The organism is Williamsia sp. Y844 (assembly GCF_056786475.1).
Window position 1 is genome coordinate 2,310,430 of the sequence record NZ_JBXCJB010000001.1, and the last position, 25,373, is coordinate 2,335,802.

Annotated in this window: 24 protein-coding genes and 2 pseudogenes; 12 read left to right on the forward strand and 14 right to left on the reverse strand. The window is 60.1% G+C overall.

The annotated features are described in order from the left end of the window. Positions 1-160 precede the first annotated feature (160 nt). The 4 genes from AC1TQG_RS10475 to AC1TQG_RS10490 all read right to left on the reverse strand — a co-directional run bounded on the left by AC1TQG_RS10475 (position 161) and on the right by AC1TQG_RS10490 (position 6,254). Positions 161-466 (reverse strand): hypothetical protein, encoded by a 306-nt coding sequence (locus tag AC1TQG_RS10475; protein ID WP_482136848.1) that lies wholly within the window; start codon positions 464-466, stop codon positions 161-163. 620 nt (positions 467-1,086) lie between these two features. Next, a complete protein-coding gene (locus tag AC1TQG_RS10480) occupies positions 1,087-2,883 on the reverse strand; it encodes an Hsp70 family protein (RefSeq protein WP_482136849.1) in 1,797 nt (598 codons plus the stop codon). Between the two features lie 129 nt (positions 2,884-3,012). Further along, positions 3,013-4,425: a GTPase gene (locus tag AC1TQG_RS10485; protein WP_482136850.1), complete on the reverse strand. Its 1,413-nt coding sequence runs from the start codon at positions 4,423-4,425 to the stop codon at positions 3,013-3,015. Beyond that, on the reverse strand, positions 4,425-6,254 hold the full coding sequence (locus tag AC1TQG_RS10490; RefSeq protein ID WP_482136851.1) for a dynamin family protein: 1,830 nt from the start codon (positions 6,252-6,254) through the stop codon (positions 4,425-4,427). The genes AC1TQG_RS10485 and AC1TQG_RS10490 overlap by 1 nt, the downstream gene beginning before the upstream one ends. 243 nt (positions 6,255-6,497) lie before the next feature. Here AC1TQG_RS10490 and AC1TQG_RS10495 point away from each other — a divergent pair, with 243 nt between their 5' ends. The 4 genes from AC1TQG_RS10495 (at position 6,498) to AC1TQG_RS10510 (ending at position 10,404) form a co-directional block, all read left to right on the forward strand. Next, on the forward strand, positions 6,498-7,751 hold the full coding sequence (locus AC1TQG_RS10495; protein ID WP_482136852.1) for a DUF7373 family lipoprotein: 1,254 nt from the start codon (positions 6,498-6,500) through the stop codon (positions 7,749-7,751). Positions 7,752-8,043: 292 nt separating this feature from the next. Then, positions 8,044-8,409 (forward strand): hypothetical protein, encoded by a 366-nt coding sequence (locus AC1TQG_RS10500; protein ID WP_482136853.1) that lies wholly within the window; start codon positions 8,044-8,046, stop codon positions 8,407-8,409. 121 nt (positions 8,410-8,530) lie between these two features. Beyond that, positions 8,531-9,757, forward strand: a complete 1,227-nt coding sequence (locus AC1TQG_RS10505) for a DUF7373 family lipoprotein (RefSeq protein ID WP_482136854.1) — start codon at positions 8,531-8,533, stop codon at positions 9,755-9,757. A gap of 242 nt (positions 9,758-9,999) precedes the next feature. Continuing rightward, on the forward strand, positions 10,000-10,404 hold the full coding sequence (locus AC1TQG_RS10510; protein ID WP_482136855.1) for a hypothetical protein: 405 nt from the start codon (positions 10,000-10,002) through the stop codon (positions 10,402-10,404). A 173-nt stretch (positions 10,405-10,577) separates the two neighbouring features. Here AC1TQG_RS10510 and AC1TQG_RS10515 read toward each other — a convergent pair whose 3' ends face one another. Further along, a complete protein-coding gene (locus tag AC1TQG_RS10515) occupies positions 10,578-11,132 on the reverse strand; it encodes an RES domain-containing protein (protein WP_482136856.1) in 555 nt (184 codons plus the stop codon). Then, positions 11,133-11,582 carry an antitoxin Xre/MbcA/ParS toxin-binding domain-containing protein gene (locus AC1TQG_RS10520; protein WP_482136857.1) on the reverse strand — a complete coding sequence of 150 codons (450 nt, stop codon included), beginning with the start codon at positions 11,580-11,582 and terminating at the stop codon, positions 11,133-11,135. A 337-nt stretch (positions 11,583-11,919) separates the two neighbouring features. On the opposite strand from AC1TQG_RS10520, the gene AC1TQG_RS10525 reads away from it, so the two are divergent. Continuing rightward, positions 11,920-12,444 carry a hypothetical protein gene (locus AC1TQG_RS10525; protein ID WP_482136858.1) on the forward strand — a complete coding sequence of 175 codons (525 nt, stop codon included), beginning with the start codon at positions 11,920-11,922 and terminating at the stop codon, positions 12,442-12,444. 256 nt (positions 12,445-12,700) lie between these two features. Here AC1TQG_RS10525 and AC1TQG_RS10530 read toward each other — a convergent pair whose 3' ends face one another. Beyond that, the gene (locus AC1TQG_RS10530; protein WP_482136859.1) at positions 12,701-13,477 is read right to left on the reverse strand and encodes an SDR family oxidoreductase; all 777 of its coding nucleotides are present in this window, start codon (positions 13,475-13,477) and stop codon (positions 12,701-12,703) included. Between the two features lie 110 nt (positions 13,478-13,587). Here AC1TQG_RS10530 and AC1TQG_RS10535 point away from each other — a divergent pair, with 110 nt between their 5' ends. Continuing rightward, complete coding sequence (locus AC1TQG_RS10535; protein WP_482137320.1) at positions 13,588-13,893, forward strand: winged helix-turn-helix transcriptional regulator; 306 nt, start codon at positions 13,588-13,590, stop codon at positions 13,891-13,893. A 71-nt stretch (positions 13,894-13,964) separates the two neighbouring features. Here the strand turns inward: AC1TQG_RS10535 and AC1TQG_RS10540 are convergent, their stop codons facing one another. Continuing rightward, the gene (locus tag AC1TQG_RS10540) at positions 13,965-14,822 is read right to left on the reverse strand and encodes an alpha/beta fold hydrolase (RefSeq protein ID WP_482136860.1); all 858 of its coding nucleotides are present in this window, start codon (positions 14,820-14,822) and stop codon (positions 13,965-13,967) included. Between the two features lie 72 nt (positions 14,823-14,894). Beyond that, a complete protein-coding gene (locus tag AC1TQG_RS10545) occupies positions 14,895-15,527 on the reverse strand; it encodes a hypothetical protein (protein WP_482136861.1) in 633 nt (210 codons plus the stop codon). 217 nt (positions 15,528-15,744) lie between these two features. Here AC1TQG_RS10545 and AC1TQG_RS10550 point away from each other — a divergent pair, with 217 nt between their 5' ends. Further along, the gene (locus AC1TQG_RS10550; RefSeq protein WP_482136862.1) at positions 15,745-16,407 is read left to right on the forward strand and encodes a NucA/NucB deoxyribonuclease domain-containing protein; all 663 of its coding nucleotides are present in this window, start codon (positions 15,745-15,747) and stop codon (positions 16,405-16,407) included. Positions 16,408-16,452: 45 nt separating this feature from the next. Continuing rightward, complete coding sequence (locus AC1TQG_RS10555) at positions 16,453-17,223, forward strand: hypothetical protein (protein ID WP_482136863.1); 771 nt, start codon at positions 16,453-16,455, stop codon at positions 17,221-17,223. Positions 17,224-17,460: 237 nt separating this feature from the next. Here AC1TQG_RS10555 and AC1TQG_RS10560 read toward each other — a convergent pair whose 3' ends face one another. Next, the gene (locus AC1TQG_RS10560; RefSeq protein ID WP_482136864.1) at positions 17,461-17,595 is read right to left on the reverse strand and encodes a hypothetical protein; all 135 of its coding nucleotides are present in this window, start codon (positions 17,593-17,595) and stop codon (positions 17,461-17,463) included. Positions 17,596-17,892: 297 nt separating this feature from the next. Here AC1TQG_RS10560 and AC1TQG_RS10565 point away from each other — a divergent pair, with 297 nt between their 5' ends. Together AC1TQG_RS10565 and AC1TQG_RS10570 are read left to right on the forward strand one after the other, a co-directional pair. Further along, entirely contained in the window at positions 17,893-18,447 is a 555-nt protein-coding gene (locus tag AC1TQG_RS10565; protein WP_482136865.1) for a hypothetical protein, read from the forward strand. 302 nt (positions 18,448-18,749) lie between these two features. Beyond that, entirely contained in the window at positions 18,750-19,115 is a 366-nt protein-coding gene (locus AC1TQG_RS10570; protein WP_482136866.1) for a hypothetical protein, read from the forward strand. A gap of 155 nt (positions 19,116-19,270) precedes the next feature. Here the strand turns inward: AC1TQG_RS10570 and AC1TQG_RS10575 are convergent, their stop codons facing one another. Beyond that, on the reverse strand, positions 19,271-20,281 hold the full coding sequence (locus tag AC1TQG_RS10575; protein WP_482136867.1) for a DUF2971 domain-containing protein: 1,011 nt from the start codon (positions 20,279-20,281) through the stop codon (positions 19,271-19,273). A gap of 379 nt (positions 20,282-20,660) precedes the next feature. Here AC1TQG_RS10575 and AC1TQG_RS10580 point away from each other — a divergent pair, with 379 nt between their 5' ends. Then, on the forward strand, positions 20,661-21,749 hold the full coding sequence (locus tag AC1TQG_RS10580; protein WP_482136868.1) for a hypothetical protein: 1,089 nt from the start codon (positions 20,661-20,663) through the stop codon (positions 21,747-21,749). A 66-nt stretch (positions 21,750-21,815) separates the two neighbouring features. Here the strand turns inward: AC1TQG_RS10580 and AC1TQG_RS10585 are convergent. Both AC1TQG_RS10585 and AC1TQG_RS10590 read right to left on the reverse strand, forming a co-directional pair. After that, positions 21,816-22,363 (reverse strand): annotated as a pseudogene (locus tag AC1TQG_RS10585) (recombinase family protein). Positions 22,364-23,215: 852 nt separating this feature from the next. Further along, positions 23,216-24,166 carry an SMI1/KNR4 family protein gene (locus tag AC1TQG_RS10590; RefSeq protein WP_482136869.1) on the reverse strand — a complete coding sequence of 317 codons (951 nt, stop codon included), beginning with the start codon at positions 24,164-24,166 and terminating at the stop codon, positions 23,216-23,218. Between the two features lie 348 nt (positions 24,167-24,514). Between AC1TQG_RS10590 and AC1TQG_RS10595 the strand changes: the two are divergent. Next, positions 24,515-24,910: pseudogene (locus AC1TQG_RS10595) on the forward strand (LGFP repeat-containing protein); the annotation flags it as partial. Between the two features lie 239 nt (positions 24,911-25,149). On the opposite strand, the gene AC1TQG_RS10600 reads toward AC1TQG_RS10595, so the two are convergent. Further along, positions 25,150-25,373, reverse strand: a 224-nt coding sequence (locus tag AC1TQG_RS10600) for a hypothetical protein (protein WP_482136870.1), incomplete at its 5' end; no start/stop codon positions are given.

Genomic DNA, 25,373 nt, shown 5'->3' on the forward strand with positions numbered 1-25,373 from the left:
AGTCCGATGCTCAGGTTTGCTGGGCTGTGAATGTGTCGGCAAACGGGGTCCTGCACTCCCGCGTGTGGATGCGGGAGTGCAGGATTTCCCCAGCTCGATACCGTTATGCACGCCTACCCCTCGTCGACGTGCCCATCGCGGCACCGTGCTGGTGGTCTGGTTACCGAACGTTGTACCTCTGGTACTCCCAGTCGCCGTTGATCAGCTCGGTGCAGTCGGTGCGCGTGGTGAACACCGGTGGGTACTGGGCCAGCTCCCCACGGGCATGAGCCTGTTCCACCGACTTGTCGTACGCGGCCCGTTGCTGGTCGGTCTCCTGCTGATAGATCATGCGATTGACCTGGCAGTCCGCCTTCGTGCTGAAGGTGAACGTCTCGGTGCTGGCCGAGGCCCCACCCGCTCCCACTGCCGTGATCGCTGCTGCGGCGGTGGCTGCCATCATCAGACCTGTAACGAACCGTTTCATCGTCGCTCCCTCTTCTGCCGAACACCTCGCTGTGAGGCGACAACCCAATTGCCTTGTGGTTGTGAAGTATTCGATGCATCCAGGTTCGATAATGTTCCGGACCAGCGGTAAGGGTTTCTGCGACCGACCCTGTCCTGTCCATCATCTGCCACCCTCTAGTGTGGGGCGCAGCCAACAGACGGGGTGGAATGGCTTGTGAATGAACACTATCCGCGTCGCGAACGCGCACCTGGCCAGTGGCCTCAACACCCAGACAGGCGATCAAGCAGACGATTCTGGCTGAACTTCACACTCGTAATGGCGGTAATCCTGGTGGTGCTGACGCTCATCAGCCTGTAAATCGCGTATGGCGCAGCTGTGCATTTACTCTCGGTTGCTCGCTGGCTCCCGGTTGTCTGATGCGGGCACGTTCCATCGCGGCTGGCACACCTTGAGGATCCTGAACACAACTAAGCCGGCCAGGGGGACCCAGATCCACCAGAGCCCGATCCCAAACAGTGCCAGCGCGAAAATCACTTCATCAACATTCATGTGCCCAGTATTGGCGGTCCAATGTGCTTGTGACAGAGCGAAACTACTCAGACTGCGGCAGGGAGATCAGTGGGTTCGTCGGGGTTCAGTTAGCTGATGAGACCGGTATGTTTGAGGAAGGTTTTCGCGGCTTCGTTGTCGCCCATGTCGCCGGTACTCAGTGTCACGCCAGTGACATTGTTGGCGTAGGTGACGTACGGGGTGGATCCTGCGGTGGCGTCGATTTGGGCGGCGGCGGTGCGGTCGGAGCTTTCCATCAGTTCGTCGCCTTCGTCGGCGCCGCGCAGCTCCCGCATCCGGATGATGTCCTTCTTCGTGTATTTGAGGTCGACGCCGACCGAGACCGAGACCCCGCCGAGGCTGTCGTCAGCGTTGATGCCGGCCAGCGAGGGACTGTCTTCTTTGAAGGTGCACCTGATTTGCAGGCCGTCGTTTTCGGTGAAACCGGTTTTGCTGCACGATTCGAAGTCGGCGGTCATCGACGCCGGCAGAGCGGCGAGAACTTCCTCTTCGGTAGTAGCCACCGCGAGTGTTGCCGGGGCGGTCGGGGCTGATGTGCCGGCGGTACTGCTCTCTGCGGCAGCATTGTTCGGCGATTTGCCATCTCCACCACTGGTCAGGACCACTCCCAGCACGGCCGCGCCCGCCAGGACAACGACGGCCGCAGCGGCGGCGAGGATCTTGCCGCGGTTACGTGAGAGTGCCGCCGATGGTGCTGGTGGTTGCGCGGTGGGCAGGAAGTCCGCGGCGCCAGGGATCGTCGGGCTTGTCTGTGTTTGTGCGTACTGCTGACCGGTGTTCGTTTGGTGCGCCGCGGCCAGGGCGGTCAACGCGCCTTGGGCCACCACTGTTTTCGGATCGTCGAGGGTGGCGATTTTGCCAAGCGGGGCGAGTTTCTGGTGTACCAGCGGGATTCGGGAGGTTCCGCCGGTCAGGTACAGCGCTGTGAGCTGGCCGGGGGCGATCCCGGCATCGGCCAGGGCGGCGCGGGTCAGGTGCACCGCGCGATCGAGCGGGGCGTCGATCAGTTCGTCGAACTCGTCGCGGGTGATCTGCAGGGTTTCGTGGAACCCTTCACCGGCCACGGTGATCGTCGCTGACGGCGCTTCGGACAGCAGCTCTTTCGCCCGGCGGATCGAATCGTCGAGATTCTGGCGGATCCCCACCGGTGCTTGGCGTAGGTACTCCCGCAACCCTGGGTTGCGGGCTTCGAGTTGTTGATCGACCCAGCGGCGGATCATGGCATCGAAGTTTTTGCCGCCCAACCCGTTATCGCCGCGTGCTGCGACGACGTCGAAGGTGCCTTGGCCGGTCGCGGCGAGCACCGCGACGTCGAGGGTGCCGCCACCGAAGTCGAAGACAGCGATCTTGGCGCCCCGGTCGATGGCGTGGGTGCGGCTGTAATGCTGTGCGGCGGCGCGAGGTTCGGAGATGGTGGTGATGCGATGCGGATCGGCCCCGGCCTGGGCGGCAGCATCACGGAGTACCTGAATCTGTACCGGTGACCAGGCTTCGGGATGGGTCAGGACCAGATGAGACGGTGGATGACCGGTGTGGGCGGCCGCGGCCCGGGCCAGGACGCTACGCAACACCGCACCGACCAGCACGTAGGCGGGCAGGCTGTACCCGTTGACGTTGATCACCGATTGCTGCCCGATCAACCGTTTCGGCGACGGGATGAATGCGGCCGGGTTGCGTTCGGCACTGTTGAGGGCGACGTCGCCGACCGCGATCCGGTCGGGGGTATCGACGAACACCGCCGAGGACATCACGTTGCTGGTGTGCGAGAGCGCCAACGTTTCGACCACACCGCTGGTGGCACCGGAGTGCGCGGCGGCGGTGTTCGAGGTCCCGAAGTCGATGGCCAGGAGCCAGTCAGCAGTCATGTTCTCTGTCCTTCACCACAGTGGTTGATCCGAGCGAGGGGATCGGGTCGAAGTCTTGGATGCAGCCCGACAATCAAAAGTTCCAGCGACAGTTTCGTCATTGAGTCATTGAGTCATTGAGTCATTGGGTCATTGGGTCATGTCGGTGTAGATGGCGATCAGGGTGACCAGGGCGGCATCTTCGGCTGCGGTCATCGTGGAGAGGGCTTGCCCGTGCGCGGCCGATAGTTTCGCTGCTGCGGTGGCTTGGATCTGTGCGGGTGTGCTGTTGGCCGCCAGCCCGAGCTGTTCGCCGCGACTGCGGCCCTGCAAGAGTCGGCGCAGGTCAGCGACTAGGGGAGAGGTGGGGTCGGCGTCGAGCATGCGGTGCAGATCGGTGAACAGGGCGACCGGGCGCATCGCTGGTTGGGACCGGGCATAGTGCGCGATGCCGCGGATCTGATCGCGGGCCGGATGTGTGTAGGCGAGCTGGTCGAACTGGCCCAGGATCCGTACTGCCCGCTGCAGTCCGGCGAACTGGGAGAGCGAGGTGTGCAGCATGTGCTGCAGGGCAGTGATTCCGGAGCGCTCCACCAACCATTGGTTGAGTGTGGCCGCACCCGAGCGGGCCACCGTGCGGCCGTTGATCAGACCGTATTCGCCGGCCAGATCCAGGAGCCGGTCACGTACCGATGGCTCCAAGGGCGCCGGATCGTCGGACTCGAGGAGCTCGATCAATTCCAACGGGCTCAGCTGACCGAGGACGGTCATGGCGTGGGCGTCGGCTTCGGTCAAGGCGCCGGTACGGCTGGTCTGGGCCATCAGTCCGGAGATTGGGACCACGGTGGCCACGGTGTCGGAGAGCTGCCCGGCCAGGATGCGGGCATGAGCGGCGGCGTGTTCGAGCGGATCACGCCGGCCCAGTGCCCCTTCGCCGAATCCGTCGGCCCGCGAGAGCACCCCGAGGGTATTGAGCGGGGTGAACCCGAGCTGTTTGAGGAACGAGATTTCATCGGCGCGGGGGGTGGAATCGAACAGAAATACCGCGGCATCGGCATCGACAGAGGCGGTTCGGGTTTGCTCGAAACCATCGATCAGCACCCGCCGGGTCGCGGCCTCGTTCTCCGAGGTGAGGGTGGCCAGGCCCGGGGTGTCGATCAGTGTCAGCGACCGGATGGCCGCCGAGGGGAGCCAGCGGTGCAGGTAGGCGATCTGATCGGCCGGCAGCGGCAGGTCGGTGACCTGTCCACTGCTCAGCGGGACCAGATGGTGGTGCCCTTGCAGGTCAACGACTTCGGCGCGGGAGGGAGCGCCGTCTTGGTAGACCGCGACCACCCGGGTTGCTTCCAGGGCTGCGGTTTCGGCGACCGGAGCCCCGATCAATGCGTTGACCAGGGTGGACTTGCCTGCTTTGAGGCGGCCGACGATCACCACCCGAGGTGGGGACCACAAAATGGTGCCGATGCGGTTGGCTTCATCGACCAGGTTGCCGCCCAGGCCGGCCAGCGACCGTAGCGCAGAGTCGAGGACCTGGTGGATGGGATCGGTTGCTGGCGTCATCATTACGCGTTCGCCTTCGCCAGCCCGGTCAGCAGTGTTTCGGCTTCGGTGATGCGTTTGGTGACGATGTCGAGGTTTTTGCCCAGGCGCTGAAGGTTTTTGGTGCGGGTGGCCGCATCGGCGGCCTCGGCCTCTTTGGTGGTGGTGATCTGGGCTTGCAGGGCCTCGATGCTGGTGCGCAGGTGTTCGCGGTAGCGCAGCACGATCTCCGGTCGGGCGTTGGCCATGGCCTGCTCCAACAATCGGGTGGTCGCGGTTTTGGTGGTGGCGATCGTTTCGCGCAGCCAGGTCAGTAGATTGGTTTTGCCTGAGCGCATGGCCCGGAACCCGAGATTGACTGCCACCCAGACGCCGCCGACGACAGCGCCGACACCGAGCACGGTGCTGACCCCGATGATGCCGCCGATCATCGACGATCCCATCACGCCCATGGTGAGCATCGACGGGTCGAGCAGTCCTTGGCGTTTGGACCCGACCTGGTGGGCTTCGATACGCCGGTCGGACAGCGAGGACATGATCTGTTCACAGATGTCGTTCCAGATCACCTCCGAGTCGAAGCGGGGCATCACCACCTCGGTGTGGAGTTGCTCGAGGAACCCCGAGAGTGCACCGCCCATCGCCATCTGCAGGTCGTGGTGCATATCGGCGGTGAACTTTTGTGGGGATTTACGCAGAACTTCCATGCCCTGCTTGTTGATTCGGGTGGTCCAGTCATCTCGGATCTTGTCCAGGCGCCCATCGAGGTCCTCGACTGCGCGGCCGCGGATCATGGTCAGATCCCGGGTCAGATAGTGTTCCCACTCCCGTGAATGCTCTTTGAGCTCGCGCAAACGCTCCAGTTCGGTGGTCAGATCGGCGACGTCTTTGCCGCGACCTTCCACCATGGCGATCTCCTCGGAGATCGTGGCCCGCACCGTGCGCAAACCTTCGAGGCTGGTGCGCAGCGCATCGCGGGCCGGGAGCTGCTCGGCGGCGTTGAGTCTGTCGAAGATTTCGGTCCGCAATGCGGTTATCCCACAGGCTTTTTCGGCGTGATCACGTTCAAGACCTGGCACCATTTCGGCGGCGATGACGGCCCGCACACTGGAGACCCCGAGCACGGTGACATCGCGGTGCAGATGCTGCTGTAGGAGCCGGCGATTCTCGTTGACGATCGCTTTCCATCGGCGAATGTTTTTGTCGGTCTTGGTCACTGCCACGATCAGCGCATCGACCGAGGCGCCGGCATCTTTGATGAATGCCATCTCTGGAGCGGTCAGGGGAGTGCTCGCATCGCAGGCGATGACCACTACACATGCTTGCTGTGCTGATTGCACCGCGAGTTGTGAGAACGCCGGATCCAGGCCGCCGACCCCTGGGGTATCGATCACGGTGACATCGCCCAGGGCGCTGCTGGCCACGGGAATGATTGCTCTGGTCGGCAGCGACTCGATCCGCGGATCGCGCACATACCGGCCATCGATAGTCGCCCATTCCGCCAACTCCCGGGCATCGACCTGGCGGGTGTGGTCTGGGAACAGCAGATGTGCTGGTCCGGCCGGATGTTCTTCGGTGGCCGGGGTGATGCTGAGCGGGATCGTTGAGGTCACATCCACCCCGACCGGGGCCAGATCCCGGCGTCCGATCAGCGCATTGACCAGAGAACTCTTCCCACGCTTGACCTCTCCGACCACCACCGCCGACCGCACCTGGCCCTCGGCGGACAGTTTCTGTTCGGCCAGGTCGGCGATCTGATCGAGTTTGTAGGCCCGCAGTACCTTGCCTGCCGCGGCAACAAACTCATCCGGGGCAGCAGAGGTCGACGACGCAGCCCACACTGGCTCTGCGTTCATGGACATCCCCCTACTGAAATCGACAGGCACCTCACCCCCGATGTGTGCCGGTCACGACCCTAACCGGCACCGTGATGGGTCGCACACTACGGCCCACCCGGCACCCGAGCTCCACCACCACCACACATGGAGTGATCCAGGTCACTGACCTGGAATGGAACCTGGAGGCCATCGAGTGCATCTGATACTTCAGTCCGCCGCAGCTGAGTCCGGCGTTGGCGACGTTGAAAGGAAACACACCTCATGGTGAAGAAGTCGTGTGCGATCCCGGCGGCCCTGCTCGCTGCAGGCCTGCTGGTGGGTGCCTGCAGCACCGAATCTGACGGTGTGGCCGCGTCCGCCTCATCGAGTGTTGCACCGGCGGCGGTGGCCGATCTCGCTCTGCTCGATCCCGGCACCTATCCGACCGAACCAGCCGCGCCCTATGGTCTGGCCACCGCCGACACCATCTTGGACGTCGAAGGCCAACGCCTGGCCGAGTTCACCGTCGTCCCGTTCGAGATCGACCCGGCCCTGACCGACGGTCAGCAGCCCACCCAGGTGCTGCGCAGCAGCCGAAACCTGAGCGGGGTGCTCGGACAGGGTGCCGTGGACGCGCCAGCGAATCAATTCATGCTCTACGGGTTTGTCTCCACCGCCCAAACACCGATCAATACCGCTCAAGACGACGAACGGGCAGTGGTGCAAATGGTGTTGCGGTACACCGACGCCGACCAAGCCAAAGCCGGCGCCCAGCAAATGCACGACGCCCTGCTCAACGAGCCCAACCCTGCGCTCAAAGAAACCGCGGACAAGATCTCGATCCTGCCCAACACGCTGGTGTCGACCGGGACTGGTGATGGTGAGGTGACGGTCAACGCGTTCACCCCGCACGGCGACTACGTCCTCTACACCTGGGCCTCGGCACCAGAAGCCGACAAAGACTGGACCGCAGAGTCCGTGGCCAGCGCCCTCAAGCTGCAGGAACCGTTGATCGACCAGTTCCCTGCCACCCCCACCAAAGAACAAAACGGTGGCAAAAGCGTGATGCCGCAAATGGATCAGAACAACATCCTGATCTACGCCATCCCCGAAGAGGACCCGGACGCCCAAGGTGGCACGGATATGGCCGTGTACGGGCCCCGAGGGTTGGCGCACCGCTCGACCAACCCGTCGCTGACTTTCACCGCCCTGACCGAGGCCGGGGCCATGCACAACGCCAGCTACAAGACCACCGTTTACCGGGCCGCGACCGACCAGGACGCCCAAACCCTGCTCGATACCTTCGTCGTCGACATGGTCAACGCCGACGGCTACGCGGTCGCACCTAGCCCGCCCGGCCTGCCCAACGCCTCCTGCGTCACCAAAGACACCGCGGATGGCACCTTGGACTACTGCATGGTCGCCAACGGCCGCTACGTCGGCGAAGCCTCTGCCCTCGACGATAAAACCGATGCTGACCAACAGATTTCAGCGCAATACCTGATCCTGCAACAAGCCGATCAGGACGCCGAATAGACCGTGATCAGGCCCGGCCAGGTGCGAGGCGTAACACCGCGCGCACCTGGCCTTTCGGCGTCGCTGCGTGTGGCCACCAGAGAAAAATGATGAAGCCCGGCCGGCACTCGGGGGGATGAGGTGCGCTCTTCGGGGGGGAATACACGCGGCCGGTCGGGCTTACATTCCGAGCATAACAACGAGCTCGGGCAAGTCGGTCTCTGCCAGGAGTGCCGTGCGTGGACCAGCGGCCCGGTACCGTTCACAATCACCAAGGGGAGCAGTGGGGGAGATGACTCAAACAATGCGGTACGTGCCATCGACTGTCAGTGCGCAGGTGCGCAGAACGACACTCGGATTGGCGTGGCGCGCGGCCGATCTGTACGCGCTGGAACCCACCAGCGTCGATGCCATCGCCGAAGCCGCCGACGAACTGACCTCGCAGCACCCCAACGACCCGACGATCCCGGCGATGACCGCGGCCGTGTACGACGCCGCCTGCCACCTCGCGGCCTCACGCCTGCACGGCACGGTACGACCGGACGACACCACCAGTTGGGCTGCCTGGCAGGCCAGCGCTGGCGAGCTGTGGCCCATCTTGATCGACGCCGCCCACATCGCCTATCAGCGCCCGGTCCCGGCGGGCGCTCTGGTCGGGCACTACGAGATCGACTCCTAACCGCTGACCAGGACCAGTGCTGTGCCGGAGTTCGGCAACGACCCCGGCTTCCGGCCCTGCGCATCGAATATCTCAGCCCGCGAGCGCATCCTGTTGCGTCGCACAGTGAAAGAGAGTGTTGGTGAAACGATCACTACTGATCACCTCCGTGGTGATAGCTGCGGGCTTGCTCGGTGGGTGCACCGTTAATAGCGATGGCACTCCGCTGGCCGAGAGCACGTCGGCGGCCCCGCCGATCGACCGCGCGCTCCTGGACACCGGGGACTATCCGACGCAGCCGCTGGCACCACTGGGTATCGCCACCGACCAGGATGTCTTGCAGATCGAGGCCCACCGCATGAGCGACTACGTCGCAGTGCCGTTCGAAATTGATCCCGACCTCACCAAACCCCAGCGCTCCACCGCATTTCCCACCAAGTTCATCTTCAGCCAGCAAGACCTGACCGGGGTGGTGCTCAACCCTGGGCAAGTGGACGCACCCGCCAACACCACGGGCATTCTCGGATTCGTGTCATCGGCGCAAACCCCCACGGTCACAACTCAAGACCGTCAACAGGTGCTCGTGCAGATGGTGTTGCGATACAACGACGCCGCGACCGCCGCAGCCGCGGCCCGGCAGATGCATGACGCCCAGGTCAAAGCCAACAAAACGACCGAAGAAAAACTGCCCGGCCTGCCCACCACTCTGGTGTCGAGCAGCCTCGACTCGCGGGGGAACCTGCACACCCTCGAGGCGTTCACCCCGCACGGCTTCTACCTGCTCTACACCCGTGCCGGCGACACCCTTGACCAAAGCGATTGGACAGCAACAGCGATCGCCGACGCTCTTGCAGTGCAAAAGCCGCTGATTGACGCCTTCGAGCCAACCCCCACTATCGAGCAGGGGGGTAGTGCCAGCGGGCGTCCGCAGAAGGATCCGAACAACATCCTCATCTACGCGATTCCCACCGACGATCCGAAACCTCACCAGAACGCGGTCTACGGTCCGCGTGGAACCGCACACCAATCGACCAAACCGGCCCTGACGTACAAAACCCTGATCGACGTCGGCGTCGAGCACACCGCAATCAACAAAACCGGTGTCTACCGGGCCGAAACACCAGCAGGTGCACAAAAGATGATGGACATCTTCATTGATGACTCCCTCGCCGCCGGTAGCTACGTTCTGGCCCCCAGCCCGACCGGGCTACCCAACGCGACCTGCATGACCGAGGAAATCTCCGAGGTCGACCTGTGCATGGTTGTCAACGGCCGCTACTTCGCTGAAGCAGCCGCCATAGGCGACAGAACCGATGTCCACCAACAAATCTCGGCGCAGTACCTGATCCTGGAACAGGCAGACCAGTAAGGGATGGTCTCGGCTGCAGCAGTCCTGCGGGCCACGATCATCCCGGCTCAAACACTACGGTCCGTCACTGACACCTCACAATGCGTCGCTCGCCGTCGGCATTGGCTACGAAGTGTTACCCAGAGCGGGGAGAACAGGGGCTAACGTGACGTGAGTCACTTCTTCTCGGGGAACTCGTAACCCCTATTGGCGCATCAGATACAGCACCTGCCAGCGCAGGGTCGCGTCATCTGAAAGGAGCAGTGGAATCGACCATGAAGCGATACCGCAACTATGTGCCGGCAGTCATTCCGCCTTCACTCCGCACCACCGCACTCGCAATAGGTTGGCGCGCAGCCGATATCTACGCCACCCGCCACGACAGTCAAGACGCCATTTTTGAAGCTGCTATTGAGCTTGCTGGAACTGGACGCGAGGAATCCGACTGCATTTGCATTCTCTTGTTTCGAGCAGTAGTCAACGACTACGCTTGCAATCTCGCGGCGAAGCAAGTCAATTCAACCCAAAAACCCGCGGATCAAACGGATTGGGCTCGCTGGCAATCCATCGAAATAGACCTCTGGCCAACCCTAATGGCTGCCACGGCTATGTCTCACAACGAATCGCTACCGCCTGAAGCGATCCCGGGCCGGTACGTCGACAAGTGAGCCATTACTTACATAGACAAGTTCTTCCGACTCCTCACATCCCTTGGCGTCGTCGTCACCGTTTCCAAAGTCGAACTCATCTCTGGTCGGGAATCCGTAGCTAGCTACTTCATACAAGTCGGAAACGCCCGGCCCGCCAACTCTTTTTGCTTTCGGCAACGATCCAGGGGTGGTCAGAGCGGCCGGTAGAGGGCTTTGGCCGCCGCCATTATCGCAGGATGGTGTAGATCGAGGTGTTGCACCTCGACGAGCTTGGGACGAACCCAGCTCGCGAGGATCGTCCAAGCTGGGCGATGGAAAGACCACCACTGAAGGGCTTGCCATTGCCGCCCGTCAATCGCAGGCGTGCTCTGGGACCAAATGCGGTGTGCCCAACCGGAAGTGACGGCGAGGTTGCGGGTGACGACCTGGGTCGGCCGGAGGCCAACGTCAATGAGGCGATGGGGGTCGTCGAGGTCGCATACCCTTAGGTCGTCAGGAAGCTCGTAGATGCCAAGGCTGCGGCGGGCTCCAGGAACCACCGGAAACTCGAACATCGATTCCGTCCACTGAGCAAGATTGCCGAAGGTCTCCCCACACGCGGCGTCGATTTGCCGAGTCACATACCAAACGTAGTAGTCAGGGTGGTCAGCGCGGCCACCACGTTGGGGGTGATGTTCGTAGAGTGGGTGGCCGGGCTCATCGGCCTTCGCGCTGTCGAGATATGGGAATACGCGATAAACCAACACTCAGGCTGCCCCGCCCCACATTTCAGCATCGATCGCTTCGAGTACCTGTGCCGGACCGCTGGTATGCAGGACATCGAGGGGACGTGCGCCGGCGAGATGGGCGTTGGCGCTCTCTAGCCAGGTTCGTGCAGAGTCTTTGCCCCATACCAGGCGTGCGCGCGCGTAGACATGTTCGAGATCAATCAGCGCTGGAGCTGCCGCCGGGCCTGGTCGTTCCTTGCCTGATGCCCACCGAGATGTCTGTGAGGGGCTAACGCCCACCATCCCAGCGAGTTCGGCGCGAGAGAACGCCTCAACAAGCACTTTCACGCGATCACCAGCCAGCGGATCGTCTGCAGCGACCCGCGCGCCACCTCCTGCTGGCTTGCTGATCTTGCCGTCCACGACAATTGACTTGCCGGTCTTGCCGTCAACCACAATTGAAGTGGTGGTTTTCGCCCGAGTGACCATCCCCTTCCTTGTTTGACTGCGAGTGGCTTGACCAGCGCTTCTGCTCATACGGTCATTCTACCCATGTTTTTTCGTGGGCAACAGGGGGGCCGGGTGTTGCCAGTTGACCGAGACCCTTCGACGAAAGCGTCGACTATCAGGCAGCCTCCTGGAACCTCAGGCCAGAGCGCCTACGGCTCCGAAGATGTGATGCTGATCACACCTACGGACGATCACCTCTCGCTGGCGCATAGGAGTAGAACCAGAGAAACCCTGTTGAAACACGGTAGTAGTCGATCCGCCGTGCCCCAGTGTGTGAGGATGGCGAAACATCGGCGACGACAGATGGAGCTGAACGATGGGGATGCTGGACGACGCCCGAGAAGAGGCAACAAAGCACGCCGTCTGGGAACAATCGCAAGCTGCAAGGAAGAGCGCGGCCAGCGAACAATTGCTCGCCGAACAGCGCGCCGACCTCAAAGAGTTTGTCGAGGCGATGCGCGCCCTCGGTGTTGCACCAAAGAGGTATACGCAGATCAATTTCGGCAAGAGTCTGCCGATGCGTCCGCCCAAGAAGAAGCTGTTCGCCCGGGAATCGCAGCCACGCCGGGACACGGTCACTGGATGGCATATCGGGCAGCACGCTATCCCTGGCAGTAGTCGCTGGACACTGGAGGATCTGCTTGCCTCCGAGTTGCAGCTTCACGGGTCTACCTGCGTCGTCTCCACTGATCTGAACTTCTATCGGAAGCAATTGGTAGAACCGACGCCACTGCCTTACTACGAGCCACACAGCGACTACGGCGAACCTCACTCCGATTGGCTTGGAAAGGTTTTGCGTACCGCAGTCCAGGACATCATCTCCGTGCAGGGATCAAGGTGATCGCCACGTGCCACCGGGTGGGGCATCCTGCCGCGCAACTCTGACAAGTGCCACACCCAGCTTCGGCAAGGGCCTGGTAAAGCCCGGCGGATGGGCTCGTCTCTCCGCTGACGCCGCGCTGAGCTCCCGACCAATTGCTCGATGATGGCGCGACGCGCCAGGGGCAATCGTTCCCAGTGGAGCATGGATTCATGTCGCCTTTCGTCACTGGTGCCGAAATATGTTGCGCAGCAACCGATTATGCCGATAATAGAGACTAGGTCGGGTTCGTGGAGTTGGTCTCTGCCCCGTGAAGCAGGTAGTCGCTGCCGCCAATGAATACCGTCCGTGCAGGCTTCGTGGATATGCAGGCTTCGTCGGCGATGGCGGCGGCGAAGTCGTCGATGGTGGGGAGGGGACCGTGTGCTTTTCGGCTTTCGACTGCTGCGGGGTCTCGCCGTTCGAGTAGGCGGACGATGATCGTGTCGTCGATCATGTCGCCCGAAACTACAGACAATCCGATGCCTGTGTGGGCCAGTCGGTGGGCATAGGAACGCAGGGCGTCTTCGCCGGCCCTCTTACTTGCTGCGATCGGCTCATATTGTGTTGGGACACTGCGCAGGCCGTAGAAGTGCGCTTGATGGCTGGTCACGAACACGATGCGGGAGTGGGGTGGCATCAGCTCGCTGAGCGCCATGGTGAGAGAAAGTTGCGCATCTCTGTTGATCTGCATGGCGTAACCGTCGTCGGCGCCGAGCTCTAACCCCCCGGATGCATTGAGAACCAGAGCATCAAGTCGGCCGTGGTCGGCTGCGATGCGATCCATCAATCGGCCAACGTCGGTTTCGTTGGTGATGTCGGCCTGGATCGGTGTGGCCGAGCCTCCGCCGCTGGCGATGTCCTCGGCAAGAGCCTCGGCTCGTTTGCGCTTCTCGCGGTAGTTGATCAAGACATGGAAGCCGCGCTGGGCAAGGAAGGGTGCGGTGGCGGCGCCGATTCCTCGTGAACCGCCGGTCACCAGTGCTATTCGCGCAGAACTGCCTGTCACCGTCATGCCCCCAGTCACCAAACACTTCGGATTCCGAAGTGCCAGTATGCTAGTTCGAAATTAGAAGCACAACCGTTCGAAGGGGATGCGAGGTGGCGGACGCGCCGTATACGGCCATGGAGCTGCTGAGCCAACGATGGGTGCTCCGGATCGTGTGGGAGTTGGAACCAGGCCCGCTGGGGTTCCTCGAGCTGCGACGCCGGATGGGTAACTGCTCATCGAGTGTTCTGGCCGAGCGTTTAGCGAGCTTGGTCGATTGCGGCATCGTCAGCAAAGGTGGCGACGGTTCATACGAAATGACGCCCGCAGCTGGACACGAACTTTGCCGTGCTCTTGACGAAGTCTGGGCGTGGTCGGACCGCTGGGGCAAGGTCCTCCCAACTCGGGTTGACCGAGGCAGCGATCAAGCGCGCAAGTACTAGGGCCAGTGCGCTACACCCGATTACGCCGATAATAGAAATTCCGTCAACCCACTCGCAGTGGACGGTTTTGGCTACGTTTGTGACTTGAGCGGTGTTCGTACGCGTGTGCAGAAGTCGACGATGTGTTTGACGGGTTCGTCGGGGTGGGTGCTCAATCCTCCGTGGGCGGCGTCCGCTACCACGACGTGTTCGCATCCAGGAATTTTCTGGGCTGCGGCCCGTTCGTTGGCTGGCGGGAAGAACACGTCGTGCTCGAACGCGATGGACAGAGTCGGAATTGCGATGGAGGAGAGCCTATCGAGGTGTTCGGCCCGGTTTTGGGACCAACTGCGTGACGCCGAGAGTTGCCCGGCGAGGCCGTCGACACTGGTCCACCGGCTCCCGTCATCGCCAAGGATGTCTTGCCAGCCGCTGACAGCTTCCGGGTCTTGGATCGTATTCATCGGCAAGGTAGTCATCAGTAACTCGAAGGTGCTGACCGCGGTCGGTAGTGCACCGGTCGACTCGATGAGGTCCAGTTCCATTGTGTCGACCAACTCGAGGATTGGCGACGGGTTGAGGCCGGCCATCAATACCGCTGCGGAAAAGGTGGCGGGATGCTGTCTCAACAAGGCTTGGGCGACATAAGTGCCAAGGGAGTAGCCAACAACGATGACGTCCGTGTGGTGGCCGAGTTTCTGCAGCACCGAGATTGCGTCCGCGGCAAGGTCGTCCACTGAGTAGGGCGCTGGCGGAGCTGATGATGGAGGAATGCCGCGGGCATTGAAGCTGATCACCGAGAAACCGGCGTCTGTCAATTGAGTAGACAGGCCTGAAAACTCCCAGACGATGGCCGGCATTCCCAGGCCCGCGAGGAGCAACAGTGGCTGACCTTTGCCAGTCTGGTTTACGCCTACTCGCACGCCGGTTTGTAGTTCGATCTCGTCCATCCCTGGCCCCCCGGCTGGTTTTCGGCACCTATCCGTCGCCCGGTGCCTCGTGTACAGTAAGTAGAACACGTTCTAGTCCGGGTTGTTGGGCGCGTTGTCGGGAAAGTGCAAAGGCCCGTTTGAATGGGTGCATGTACCACCAGATCCATCCTTTCTTTCGTCACTGGTGACGAAAGGCGTTGAGCCACAATCAATTACGACGATAACATATATTATGTCAAGTAAACTTGATAACGGGCTGGTGGGGCCGTTTTGTGTGCGTTCTCTGATGAGATTGCGTTCAAACTCGGCGATGGCGCCGAAGATAGTGAAGATGTCGGCCGCCGGAGGTAGTCCCTGGGCCGAGGTGAATTCCTCTGGAATTCGATATGTCAATCTGTTACGTTTTCGAGAGTATTGCGTTATGTTGAAATGGCGCGCGGGGGCGCTTTCTTGACACCATTGTTCGATGGAAAGGGTCACTATCGCCATGCGTTTTTCATTGCCTAAAATGTTGCCAAACCGGGGCGTGTTATCGGTGGCAGCCGCCGGTCTGCTGTTTTCTGCGGTGATGATCGGAGGAATCCCAGGGCAGGCATTGGCCACGCCGACAACGCCACAGCCGCCAGCGGGCAGCAAGACTATTGAAACCAAGTCGGCTCGGGAGATACCTGCAAGCGAGGCTCGGTCACGCGCAGCAACTGCACGGACGATGGCAGTTGACACTGACTGTGGGGAGGAAGGTCGAGTCAACAGCTGCAGATACTATGCAGTTACTGTTCAGCAGTGGACGCAAGCCACTCCAACTAGTACTCCCGTGATGTTTGGGTGGTGGGACACAGAATTTAGTATTCAGGTTCGGTCTGATGTGAGGAATAAAGAAAGTACAGTATACTTCCGCGCGAATGTTTTCAAGATACTTCCCGAATCAATCGCGGGCACGATGACCATCGAAATCGGCGTTCAAGAACCATCGGCGGGCGCGGGAAGGTTTATTAGGACTGAGAGTTTTTCTCAATCCGAAGGCGCGTCAAAGACTGACCAATTCGCGTACTACTCGCCAGTTAAAACCGTGAATAGCGCGAACTCAGGCACCACGTTTCAGTATCGCTGGGATAGCGTGACTCCTGTACCTGACCCCACTCCCCCTGCTACCGAGGGGACCTCTCAACAGGTTCGATGCGATAAGACGGTGGCCGTTTCGACAGTGGCAGGGTGCGTCAACTCGGCTTTCGATCCCACGATCTACTTCCCAGCCAGTTCATACGAGTTTATCAATCCGAACATCAGAAACGGGCAATCACTTGGTCAGCCGGGCGCGCCAGGAGGCACGCCACTGACCCGCACTGATCCATCAAACCGCCCAAGCAACCAGGCTGCAGCTTGCAGTGCATCAAAGCTGACTGTCCTGGGACCACCGCCGGATCCTAGTGGCTGGTCGTGCGATGAATATCCGTTCGCTTCAAGCGACGAAGGTGGAGCGAGCGCAACAATAGCGTGGGTCCCCACTGAGGAGAACAGCAAGAAGCAGGGTACCGATATTGCGGCATTTTACCGGGACCATCGAGTGATGGTCGGGGATCCGTTCTTCGTATCTGCTCCATGACTTTAACCAAGCAAGTCACACGCACCAACGAAGGAGATTGACACGATGAAACTCAAGAATATCTGTCGCAGAGTTGCGACGTCAGCGGTGCTATCGGCGGCTGTGCTTGCGTTCGCGCTCCCAGGCGGTGCGTCAGCCCAGGTCGTTTCCGGATGGATTGGACCAGCTGGACCAAACGGGGACGGGGTGCTGTTCTTACAACAGTCATCGATCAATAATGCTCCGCTGGTGGCCAGCTCGAAAATCTATACCGTGACCGGTACCAACGTGGCTCCAGGCGATATCGGCGTACGTGCTCGATTGTTCAAGAGCGGCGCACTCTGCGAGGCGATCAACTACCAGTACAACTTCGATCCGACTCCGCAGCTCTCGCTGGGAACCACGGCTACTTGCGGCAGTGGGTCGTACAACAGTCATGGATTCGTCGCAGTCTGGAATGGTACGAACTCTTACACCGAGTACGTCACATTTCCCACTAATCCGCTCAATTACACTGAGCCCGCAGGACGCTCGGCCGCACCAACGAATATTGATGTCAAAACTGGCACCAACTCGAGTGGGGAGTCTTTCGGGACTGGTGACGTAGCCGATCCGAACGCAGAGCTTCCAGACTTGATCGCCGCAATCGGTACTGACGGCACCCTCGGTTACATTCATTCATCCGAACTCGGTGCGCCTGCAGCGAACCCGACTGCGGTCGCTGCGCTGCCGACCAAAACAGTCGACGGGCAGAAAGTTCGGGGTTCCGCACCGAAGGCGGTCCCCCTCTACAGTGAGGACGGCGTGAGTCAGGTCGGTACCTTCCAGATCAGCTAACGTTTTCATAAGACAACCGAACCGACTGCGCCCGCAGTGTCTTGGGTGCAGTCGGTTCTGTTGGTTCTCCGACAGTAGGTGTTAGGGGTATATGTGCCAGCGGTAACAACGTATTCGCTCCGGGTCGCCGTTGATGGTGCTCAATTCCTCATTCGCGGCAGTGATCCCGAAGACATCTTCGATGATGTCCTCCTTGCACGAGCGACGCAGATGCCACCGAGTCACAGCGACACAGTGTCAATGCTCGTCCTCAGTCCACACCAGAACAACTTCGACACCGCTGTCGATGTTGAGATTTGGGATCAGCGACCAGAGGACGATCGGTCCGAGTGGCAACAGGTCAGCGAGGGACGCCTGACGGTCGATGATCATGGTCTATTGCGTATTGAATCACCCACGGTGGACCTGACCACATGCCAGGTAGTGAGCGGGCACTACACAATCGAGGTCAGTGGTCGTGGCTTCATCACATATGGGTGGCCCGGATCAATCCATCCCGGCGACGTGTGGAGGCTACGGCTGTGGCCCGACGACGGCACGCCACTGCGGCCACCGAAACTGTGGAACCGCCCAGACACGGCGATCTCCGATCCCGCGGACATGGTGTCCGAGCCCCTGCGCTACGGCACAGTTACCAAACCCAAAGGCAGATCAGGACTCGATTCGCAGGTGACGAGGCCGGATTTCACTGCATCCGAGATCGCCAACAACCAGATCATCGCCACGATCTATGACTTTCCTGGGAGTGTCTACCTCTACGCTGCAGATCCCGAACTCGTCACCACAATTTGCAATCAAGACGACGACACGCAACGACAGATCGCCCTCTGGGCTGCCGGCCAGGCATGCACCCATACCAACGTCATGCATAGACAATGGGTACGCGACGCAATCGCTGCGACCGCACAGAACAAGACCCTGGACCTTGAGGATCGCTATGAACACATTCGTGAACAAGCCGATCCCACACAACCACAGTGGCCGGGCCTGTACCTATTCAGCTACCCCACCCTCCACCGAGCTCTGACCAAGCCCTTCGATTACAGCGACCCCCACCCTCGCCACTATGCGGCATTCGCCATTGCCGCCATCGCGGCAGCGGGTCATGAACCTGCCCTTCGTGCAGCAGTGGAAGCCCTACACCTGGCATGCCTTGCAGTCGGCGACAAAGACACCGATCTGCGCGAGCAATTACGAACCTTCCTTGCAAACACCGACCAGTGAAATGCCGAGTGTTCCCGAGATCTTTGTTCCGATAATCCAGGTAGAGCGCACGCACGCACTCCACTCCAGGTCAAGGCCAGGAGCGACGGTCGGCAACGCAAGGAGCGCAACGAGAATGGCGCTATATCGACTGCGCTGCAACACATTAGAACCCCCTAACCTTGTGTAACCTGACTGAATCGTGGATTCAGGTTAAGGCCAAGATCTGCGCTAAGTCGACTCACAAAAAGCCACGGGGCAACATCTATCGGGTGTTGTCAGGGTTGAATGCAAGAATCGGACCACCGCAGAAACGAGGCGTGATGACGACTGACGGTAGCGATGATCAACCGGCGACGTGGGCCGAATACACAGCCCGACAGCCATCTGCCGCCGAACTAGACCGTTGGGCAAACGACCTGATCGACCGTGCCGACCTCGTAAAACGCCTCGGCTGGGACGACTTCCGGCACACCTGGTCCAGCGGCGAAGTGTCAGGAACAGCGCTACTCCTAGGCGACCTTGATCTTCTGGCAACCACAAACGACACAGAACAATCCGCGCTCAACACATGGGCAGCGAACCTCTGGGGAATCGACGGCGGCCAACTCGACACCGACAACGGCCTCGAACGCACCTGCGCCTGGTTCTACGCCCTGCGCCAACGACTCACCGAGCAACCCGGCTGAAGAAAACCTAGCGCTCGGCGCGCTGAGCTGCGACCGCAGGATTTTCAAAGCTGCGACAGCCTCGCCGTCGTCGCGCAATCGCCCTGTCTGAGGTGTGACTCGGTGACAGTGATGAAGCGTCTCCATGGCGTCGCTGCCGATATCCAGCGCCCCGATCAGCCGCGAAACGGGATGCTCGACTCCCGCACAGTCGTCGTCTGTTCCCACCACGGTCGCCGAACGGCCAACACGTCCTCGACCGCGGCGACCTGAGCCGCCTGGTCGGGAGCGGGGCCAACCACGATCTCGCGGACCGTTTCAGTCGCACGTGGCGGAGGTGGGCTTCCCGTCTGAAAACGGCCGTTAACGACCAAGTCGACATACGGAACTAAACCGCCGCTCCGCGGCCGAGTTTTCACCTTGTACCGAGCCTCATTCGACACCAGCAACCGCCACTCGCGCTCGGCCGCGAACGCCTCATGCTTGATACTCGCCATCGTCTGAAACGTCCGAATCCCAACGGAATACCCTGGACTGCCATCAGGATCGCTGATCAGACTTCCCGAATCCCATTGGGAACAAATCTCAGATACCAGCGTCTCAACCCGCGCTGCTGCATCGACCGGACCATAAGCAATCGGAGACAAGCGTGCGGGCACGGCCAGGTCCCGGACCATCCCGTGATCGGCAAGCTGGATCTGAATGCTGTGGAACATCAGCGCCTCAGTTGAAAACCCGATCGCGAAACCACCAGTTCCGCCGGCGTATCCGCGCCACTGCGACAACAGATCCCCGTCCTCGCAGAAGCAGGCAGCAAAGCAACGCCACGGCCACCTGTGCATCGACTCCGGCTCGAACGTCGTCGCCGATCGACCAAACGCGATCCGCAACTGCGGGCCCAACGAATCATCATCACGGGCCGTAGCGAACCGGCGCCGCACAAACTCCGTCGCATAACTCAGCTCAAGCGAATCGTTCATATACCGAACATCCGAAGCCATCAGATGAGCAGCACGCCCGTACACAAAATCATCGGGATCGGGGTACTTGTACCGCTCCTTTTCAGGCGGAACGGTGCGCATAGGCCACGACCCAGGATTCAAAATCCCCTTCAAGCCCGCAGCATCCGTGTAGTAATACAAAACCTCAGGCAATGGCGGAACAGAAGGAGCCTCATCGGTTGTCATGGCCCCAATAGTGCTTCCACCGCACCACTCAGAGTTACCGCGACCCCCACGACCTCTACCTGATCCGCGCTTGACACCGAGATTGAGAGTCCTCCCGACCCCCCGTAGTTCCCGCCCAATCACCTAGACCAGGACGAACCTCTGGGACAAGGCGTGGCCCTCATGGCTACGGCATCTTTCTTCTGCTCAGGCGGCCCAATCTCCGCTTCGAGAACTGTCGATCGCACGCTTCGGAGCCCGCCGATCAGGCACTCACCAGAACCAGACTGCTCACTCATCAAACAACCCCTGACCACAGCACATTCACAACCCACGACACTATCCTCAAAGGCACTGCGAAACGGCTCTCGCCGCCCAACCAACATGGAGACACGGCCACGTGAAAAAGCACGGCAGCGACGACGCCACACCCGATCAACTAGCAAGAAAACGAAACCGGAAAGCCATCCTGGCAGTTCCAACCGTCGCAGCCACTACCTACGGCATCGCGCCACTCATCTTCTGGACCTGCGCCCACGACCCTAATTGGGCAGATTTCTGGAAAACAGCGGCCACCCCCTACGGAACCATGACCGCCGGCTACGCCGCCATCACAGCCGCAGCAATCGCGCTCCACAACGGCCGCGAACAACGCAAACAAGAACACCAGCACGCAAACCGTGAGCACACAGCCGAAATCATCCGCGACCTGCGCACCAGATTCACCACCGCAACACAACAACTCGCAGACAAAACCACTACCTTCCAACAAGCCGGCGCCTACGCACTCGCCTCCCTCGCCGACGACTGGATCGAACGCGACAACCGCCAAGAAGCCCAAGTCTGCATCGACGTCCTCTGCACCTACCTACGCACCCACCACCACACAACAGCCCAACAACAAGGACTCCCCCACAGCGAAAATTACGACTACACCCAACAACCACCAGACCAACCAGTCCGCGACACGATCACCCGAATCATCAACGACCACACCGGAATCATGGGCGCGTACGAAAGAAGCTGGAGTACTTTCAACTTCGATCTCACCGGCGCCCACCTCCACAATCTCGACTTCGGGACCTCCCGATTTAATGGTGACTACATCGTGTTTAACCATGTGACATTTACGGGGATCGTCAACTTCCTCCTGGCACAATTCGACGCCGAGTGCGTCTCTTTCGAAAAGGCCGAGTTCGTCGGTAAGGTCATCTTCGACGAGGCGGAGTTCACCAGTGAATACACCACGTTCCGCAACGCGATCTTCGATAGCGAAAAGATTACTTTCCATGAGACCAGATTCGATAGCGAGATGAACCTCGAAAACGCCGAGTTCAAGGTCGAAATCTCCTTCGAGGAAGCCACGATAGGCCCCCGTGGCACCAAGATCACGGTCGATTGGGCGGACGATCCAGACGACCAGCCCCAGAAGGTAACACCACGGCCCTGGCCACCACACATCGCAGCTGCCACGACACCAAGCCTCTAACTTGGTGTCGTCCGGGTACGCGACTCGGATGCGTTCAATTGGGGTGATGACTAGCTCACGGTTTGGCTAAACGAGGTGGCGATATAGAGTCGTTCGCCCGACGCCAAGGACTTCGGCGATTTCGGTCATATGTATTCCGTTGTCCCGCATACGTTTTGCTTGACGAATTTTGGCAGCGGTCATGACCGGTGGTCGGCCCCCGGTGCGGCCGCGGGCACGAGCTGCTGTGAGCCCGATCTGTGTGCGTTCACGGATGAGGTTGCGTTCGAACTCGGCGATGGCGCCAAAAATGGTGAAGATGAGCCGGCCGCCGGATGTGGTGGTGTCAATGGATTCGGTGAGGGATCGGAATCCGACGCCTCGCTCGGCGAGCTGTTCAACAGTCTCCAGAGATGGCGCAGTGATCGGCCAAGCCGATCTAGTCGCCAGACAACGAGAGTGTCACCCGATCGCAGGTTGTCTAGAAGGTCATCGAGCTGTGGCCTGGAAGTTGTGGCACCGCTGGCAGTGTCAACCCACACCCGTGAACATCCCGAAGCCTTGAGAGCGTCGCTCTGTGCCTGCGCGTTCTGCTCGGCCGTCGAGACCCTTGCATACCCAAATGATTCGCCCACGACTCGAAGTGTTCCATAACTCAACGACATCGCTGGTTATGGACCGTAGATTTGTGACACGAGTTTTGAAACACTAGCGCTCCCAGCGTGGGTGTCTCGATTGATCGTTGTTCCAAAAACGAACGATTTTGGGACACAGCTCGTTGAGACTACATCGACCACGGTTCGCCGAATGCTCGAAGTCAGCAACGCCCAAGCTTGAGATCGCAGCTGTACTCGGGCTTAGGGCGACCTCGCATGGAATCTCGCTATCCTGCTTGGACGCCCGGCTAAGGACGCGCCTGGCCGGCGGTCGCAATCCTCCCTAAAGAATGAGTGCCGACGCAGCTTGTTTTTGGCTATATACAGGAGAGTTCAGGATCTTCGCGTCGCCCGAACAATTGAATCATTAACAAAGCTATAGATGCGCCGGTCTCGGAAATGTATGGAATAGTCGAACCTGATGCAGTCCGACACTAAGGGTGTCTCGTACGGGCCAGGCCTCTAGGGCTGGTCGGGGAGCGAGACAAACTTTTTCGAACCAGGAGACTATTGCCAAATGGGTGTTGCGCTATGAAACCCACAACTTGCCAGAGTCGCGCAGGAAATGAGGCGCAAAGCGTGACGAGGACGAGGCTATTAAGTACTGGTGACGGTGTCTTAAAGCCTTTTGCGACGCGCTTGGATTCTGACCTGATACGACGGCTGAAACTTTACTCAGCGGCGACGGGGATCTCTGTTCAAAAGATCGTCGCCCAAGCCATTTCGAAGTTGCTCGACGAAGCTCGCCAGAGACAACGAATAGTTTGAGTTGCCTGTCCGACGGTATCGCGCCGCAATCTCTGCCTGCAGAGTGGCTGTTGGTTGGTAGCCCTACCGTGAAACCTCACGGATGGTGTAGTTGCCGTCGGTGTCGACAGCGGTGGCGAGGTAGACCTTGTCCATATTTCCGATATAGACATGACATTCGATTTGAAGGCCAGGAAGCTTCGGGAAAGAAGAGGCGCCCAGCGCTACATGCGTGATGGCATGGAGTCCGTACTTTTTCGCTGCGGCGTCGATCGCGTCTTGCTGGATCCGGACGAGGTTTATCCCGTCATCCGGAGGAAAGAGTGTAGGAAGGATTGCGCCAGCGGAGTCCCGTCGTCCTGATTTATAGTATAGCGCTTCTTCGCTTTCGGAAGATATCTCTGTGAAGCCTTCTTCCGGTTCCCAATGTAGTGAGTCATTATCGACGACGGGCACCCAGGAATCAAGGGGAGACAAACTCGAGAGGCTTCGCTCGAGGTCGGCAAGCATGTCCTCGATGCTGGCCCACCGGGGGCCTTCTTCGTCAGCAGAATACTTGTCATAGGCGCGAATGCAGCCTCGATATTTGCCAGCCCGGGCGTCGCAGTAGTGCCAATAGGCATCGCCTGTGCTGATCGGGATATAGGCTGGTAGAGCCAGCGACGCCGAGGTTCCAGCTTCTGCATATTGGGCCACCACGCCGTTGTAGCCACCGGTATAGGCGGCGTGGTCTCGGTCCGACATCTCCCGAGACTGGTTACGCATTGATGCGTGGTACGCAACAACCTCATCGAGGGACAGCATTTCTTCTCCTGGAAGGAGCTCTCCGCCGAACTCACCACTTTGGAGTTGCGTAACCTGACCGTTTTGCAACATGAACCATTCTCGAAGTTCCTCAGGCCATGGTGCTTCTGTTGCTGCCTCAGCGTGCGCAATCTCCTGGATTGCGGCACCTGTGCGAAACGAGCGTCTAGTCGCCGGCGCAACGTCAGCTAAGACAGACATCAAAGATGCCCATTGCTGGTAGAGAGTCATCCATGAACTGTAGCGGTCCGATTCACGTCCCTGGTCTGAGGCTAGTGGGACTACGATTGGCTGGCTCGTAGATGCCAAAGTTAGAATGTTAACAATTCTTGCATAATTAAATACATAAGTCTCCGACCTTGGGATATGGCTGCAAAAATGGTGGGCACTGCACACATGGCGGTCTTTAAATGATCGGCTGGCGTTCTCCCTCTGCTATTTTGTGACCCTTGGTAAATGTTTAGTTTGCCTACGGTATCGAAGGCGGTTTCTGCTTTGAAATTTCCCCGCATATTTACGCGCGCAGTTCTGACTGTCGCGATCTCACTTTTGGTGGCCACAGGGATGGCGTCTCCAGCAATGGCTGACGGGCAGTACGGAAACTTCTGGGTGGGTGGTCGAATCCATCAGGAATACATCGCGCAGGGAGGACCCTCGTCCTTGGGGAACCCCACGAATGCCGAGTCGGATGCAGCTCGAGGTGGGAAGTTTCAAAACTTCGCGAATGACGGAGCGACGATCTATTGGCACTCGGCAGTGGCCGGCGGAAATGCCAGGATGGTGCGCGGCGCGATCAAGGAGAAGTTTGCCGAATATGATTGGGAGTGGGGTCCTCTCATGTACCCAACCATCAGTGAGCACACTCTCGCGGACGGGAAGTACAACACCTTCGAGGGGGGATCGATATATTGGTCGGCGTCAACTGGAGCCCACGTTGTTTGGGGCTCGATCCGAGACCAGTGGGCCGCGCAGGGCTACGAGACAGGCGCTCTTGGATACCCCGTTACCGATGAATATGAGGAAAATGGTGGATTCCAGCAGCAGTTCGAAGGTGGCTACCTGTCGGTTGGTGTAGGGCCAGACGACGATCTTGATCCTAACAGGACAAGTACGACAATCGGTGTTGATGACCCCTACGACAAGATTGGCGCAAGGTTCGCGGGAGAAATGTCGGTGGGCGGTGAAAAGTGTAGCGCCTTTGATGCTGCGGGCTATCAGAGTTGCTTGATGGTTGGGGACGAAAGTGTGCCGGGTGACGACGTCGATGCGCGGCGATCCCCAGTTCCGAGCACGACCGAGCCGAGCACGACCGAGCCGAGCACGACCGAGCCGAGCACGACCGAGCCGAGCACGACCGAGCCGAGCACGACCGAGCCGAGCACGACCGAGCCGAGCACGACCGAGCCGAGCACGACCGAGCCGAGCCGGACCGAGCCGA

What these genes read in the sequence shown, in the direction of transcription:
- AC1TQG_RS10475 (WP_482136848.1), bottom strand. Translation starts at nt 466, where the DNA reads ATGAAACGGTTCGTTACAGGTCTGATGATGGCAGCCACCGCCGCAGCA.
- AC1TQG_RS10480 (WP_482136849.1), bottom strand. Translation starts at nt 2,883, where the DNA reads ATGACTGCTGACTGGCTCCTGGCCATCGACTTCGGGACCTCGAACACC.
- AC1TQG_RS10485 (WP_482136850.1), bottom strand. Translation starts at nt 4,425, where the DNA reads ATGATGACGCCAGCAACCGATCCCATCCACCAGGTCCTCGACTCTGCG.
- AC1TQG_RS10490 (WP_482136851.1), bottom strand. Translation starts at nt 6,254, where the DNA reads ATGAACGCAGAGCCAGTGTGGGCTGCGTCGTCGACCTCTGCTGCCCCG.
- AC1TQG_RS10495 (WP_482136852.1), top strand. Translation starts at nt 6,498, where the DNA reads ATGGTGAAGAAGTCGTGTGCGATCCCGGCGGCCCTGCTCGCTGCAGGC.
- AC1TQG_RS10520 (WP_482136857.1), bottom strand. Translation starts at nt 11,582, where the DNA reads ATGGTCACTCGGGCGAAAACCACCACTTCAATTGTGGTTGACGGCAAG.
- AC1TQG_RS10525 (WP_482136858.1), top strand. Translation starts at nt 11,920, where the DNA reads ATGGGGATGCTGGACGACGCCCGAGAAGAGGCAACAAAGCACGCCGTC.
- AC1TQG_RS10530 (WP_482136859.1), bottom strand. Translation starts at nt 13,477, where the DNA reads ATGACGGTGACAGGCAGTTCTGCGCGAATAGCACTGGTGACCGGCGGT.
- AC1TQG_RS10535 (WP_482137320.1), top strand. Translation starts at nt 13,588, where the DNA reads ATGGAGCTGCTGAGCCAACGATGGGTGCTCCGGATCGTGTGGGAGTTG.
- AC1TQG_RS10540 (WP_482136860.1), bottom strand. Translation starts at nt 14,822, where the DNA reads ATGGACGAGATCGAACTACAAACCGGCGTGCGAGTAGGCGTAAACCAG.
- AC1TQG_RS10550 (WP_482136862.1), top strand. Translation starts at nt 15,745, where the DNA reads ATGACCATCGAAATCGGCGTTCAAGAACCATCGGCGGGCGCGGGAAGG.
- AC1TQG_RS10555 (WP_482136863.1), top strand. Translation starts at nt 16,453, where the DNA reads ATGAAACTCAAGAATATCTGTCGCAGAGTTGCGACGTCAGCGGTGCTA.
- AC1TQG_RS10560 (WP_482136864.1), bottom strand. Translation starts at nt 17,595, where the DNA reads ATGATCATCGACCGTCAGGCGTCCCTCGCTGACCTGTTGCCACTCGGA.
- AC1TQG_RS10570 (WP_482136866.1), top strand. Translation starts at nt 18,750, where the DNA reads ATGACGACTGACGGTAGCGATGATCAACCGGCGACGTGGGCCGAATAC.
- AC1TQG_RS10575 (WP_482136867.1), bottom strand. Translation starts at nt 20,281, where the DNA reads ATGACAACCGATGAGGCTCCTTCTGTTCCGCCATTGCCTGAGGTTTTG.
- AC1TQG_RS10590 (WP_482136869.1), bottom strand. Translation starts at nt 24,166, where the DNA reads ATGACTCTCTACCAGCAATGGGCATCTTTGATGTCTGTCTTAGCTGAC.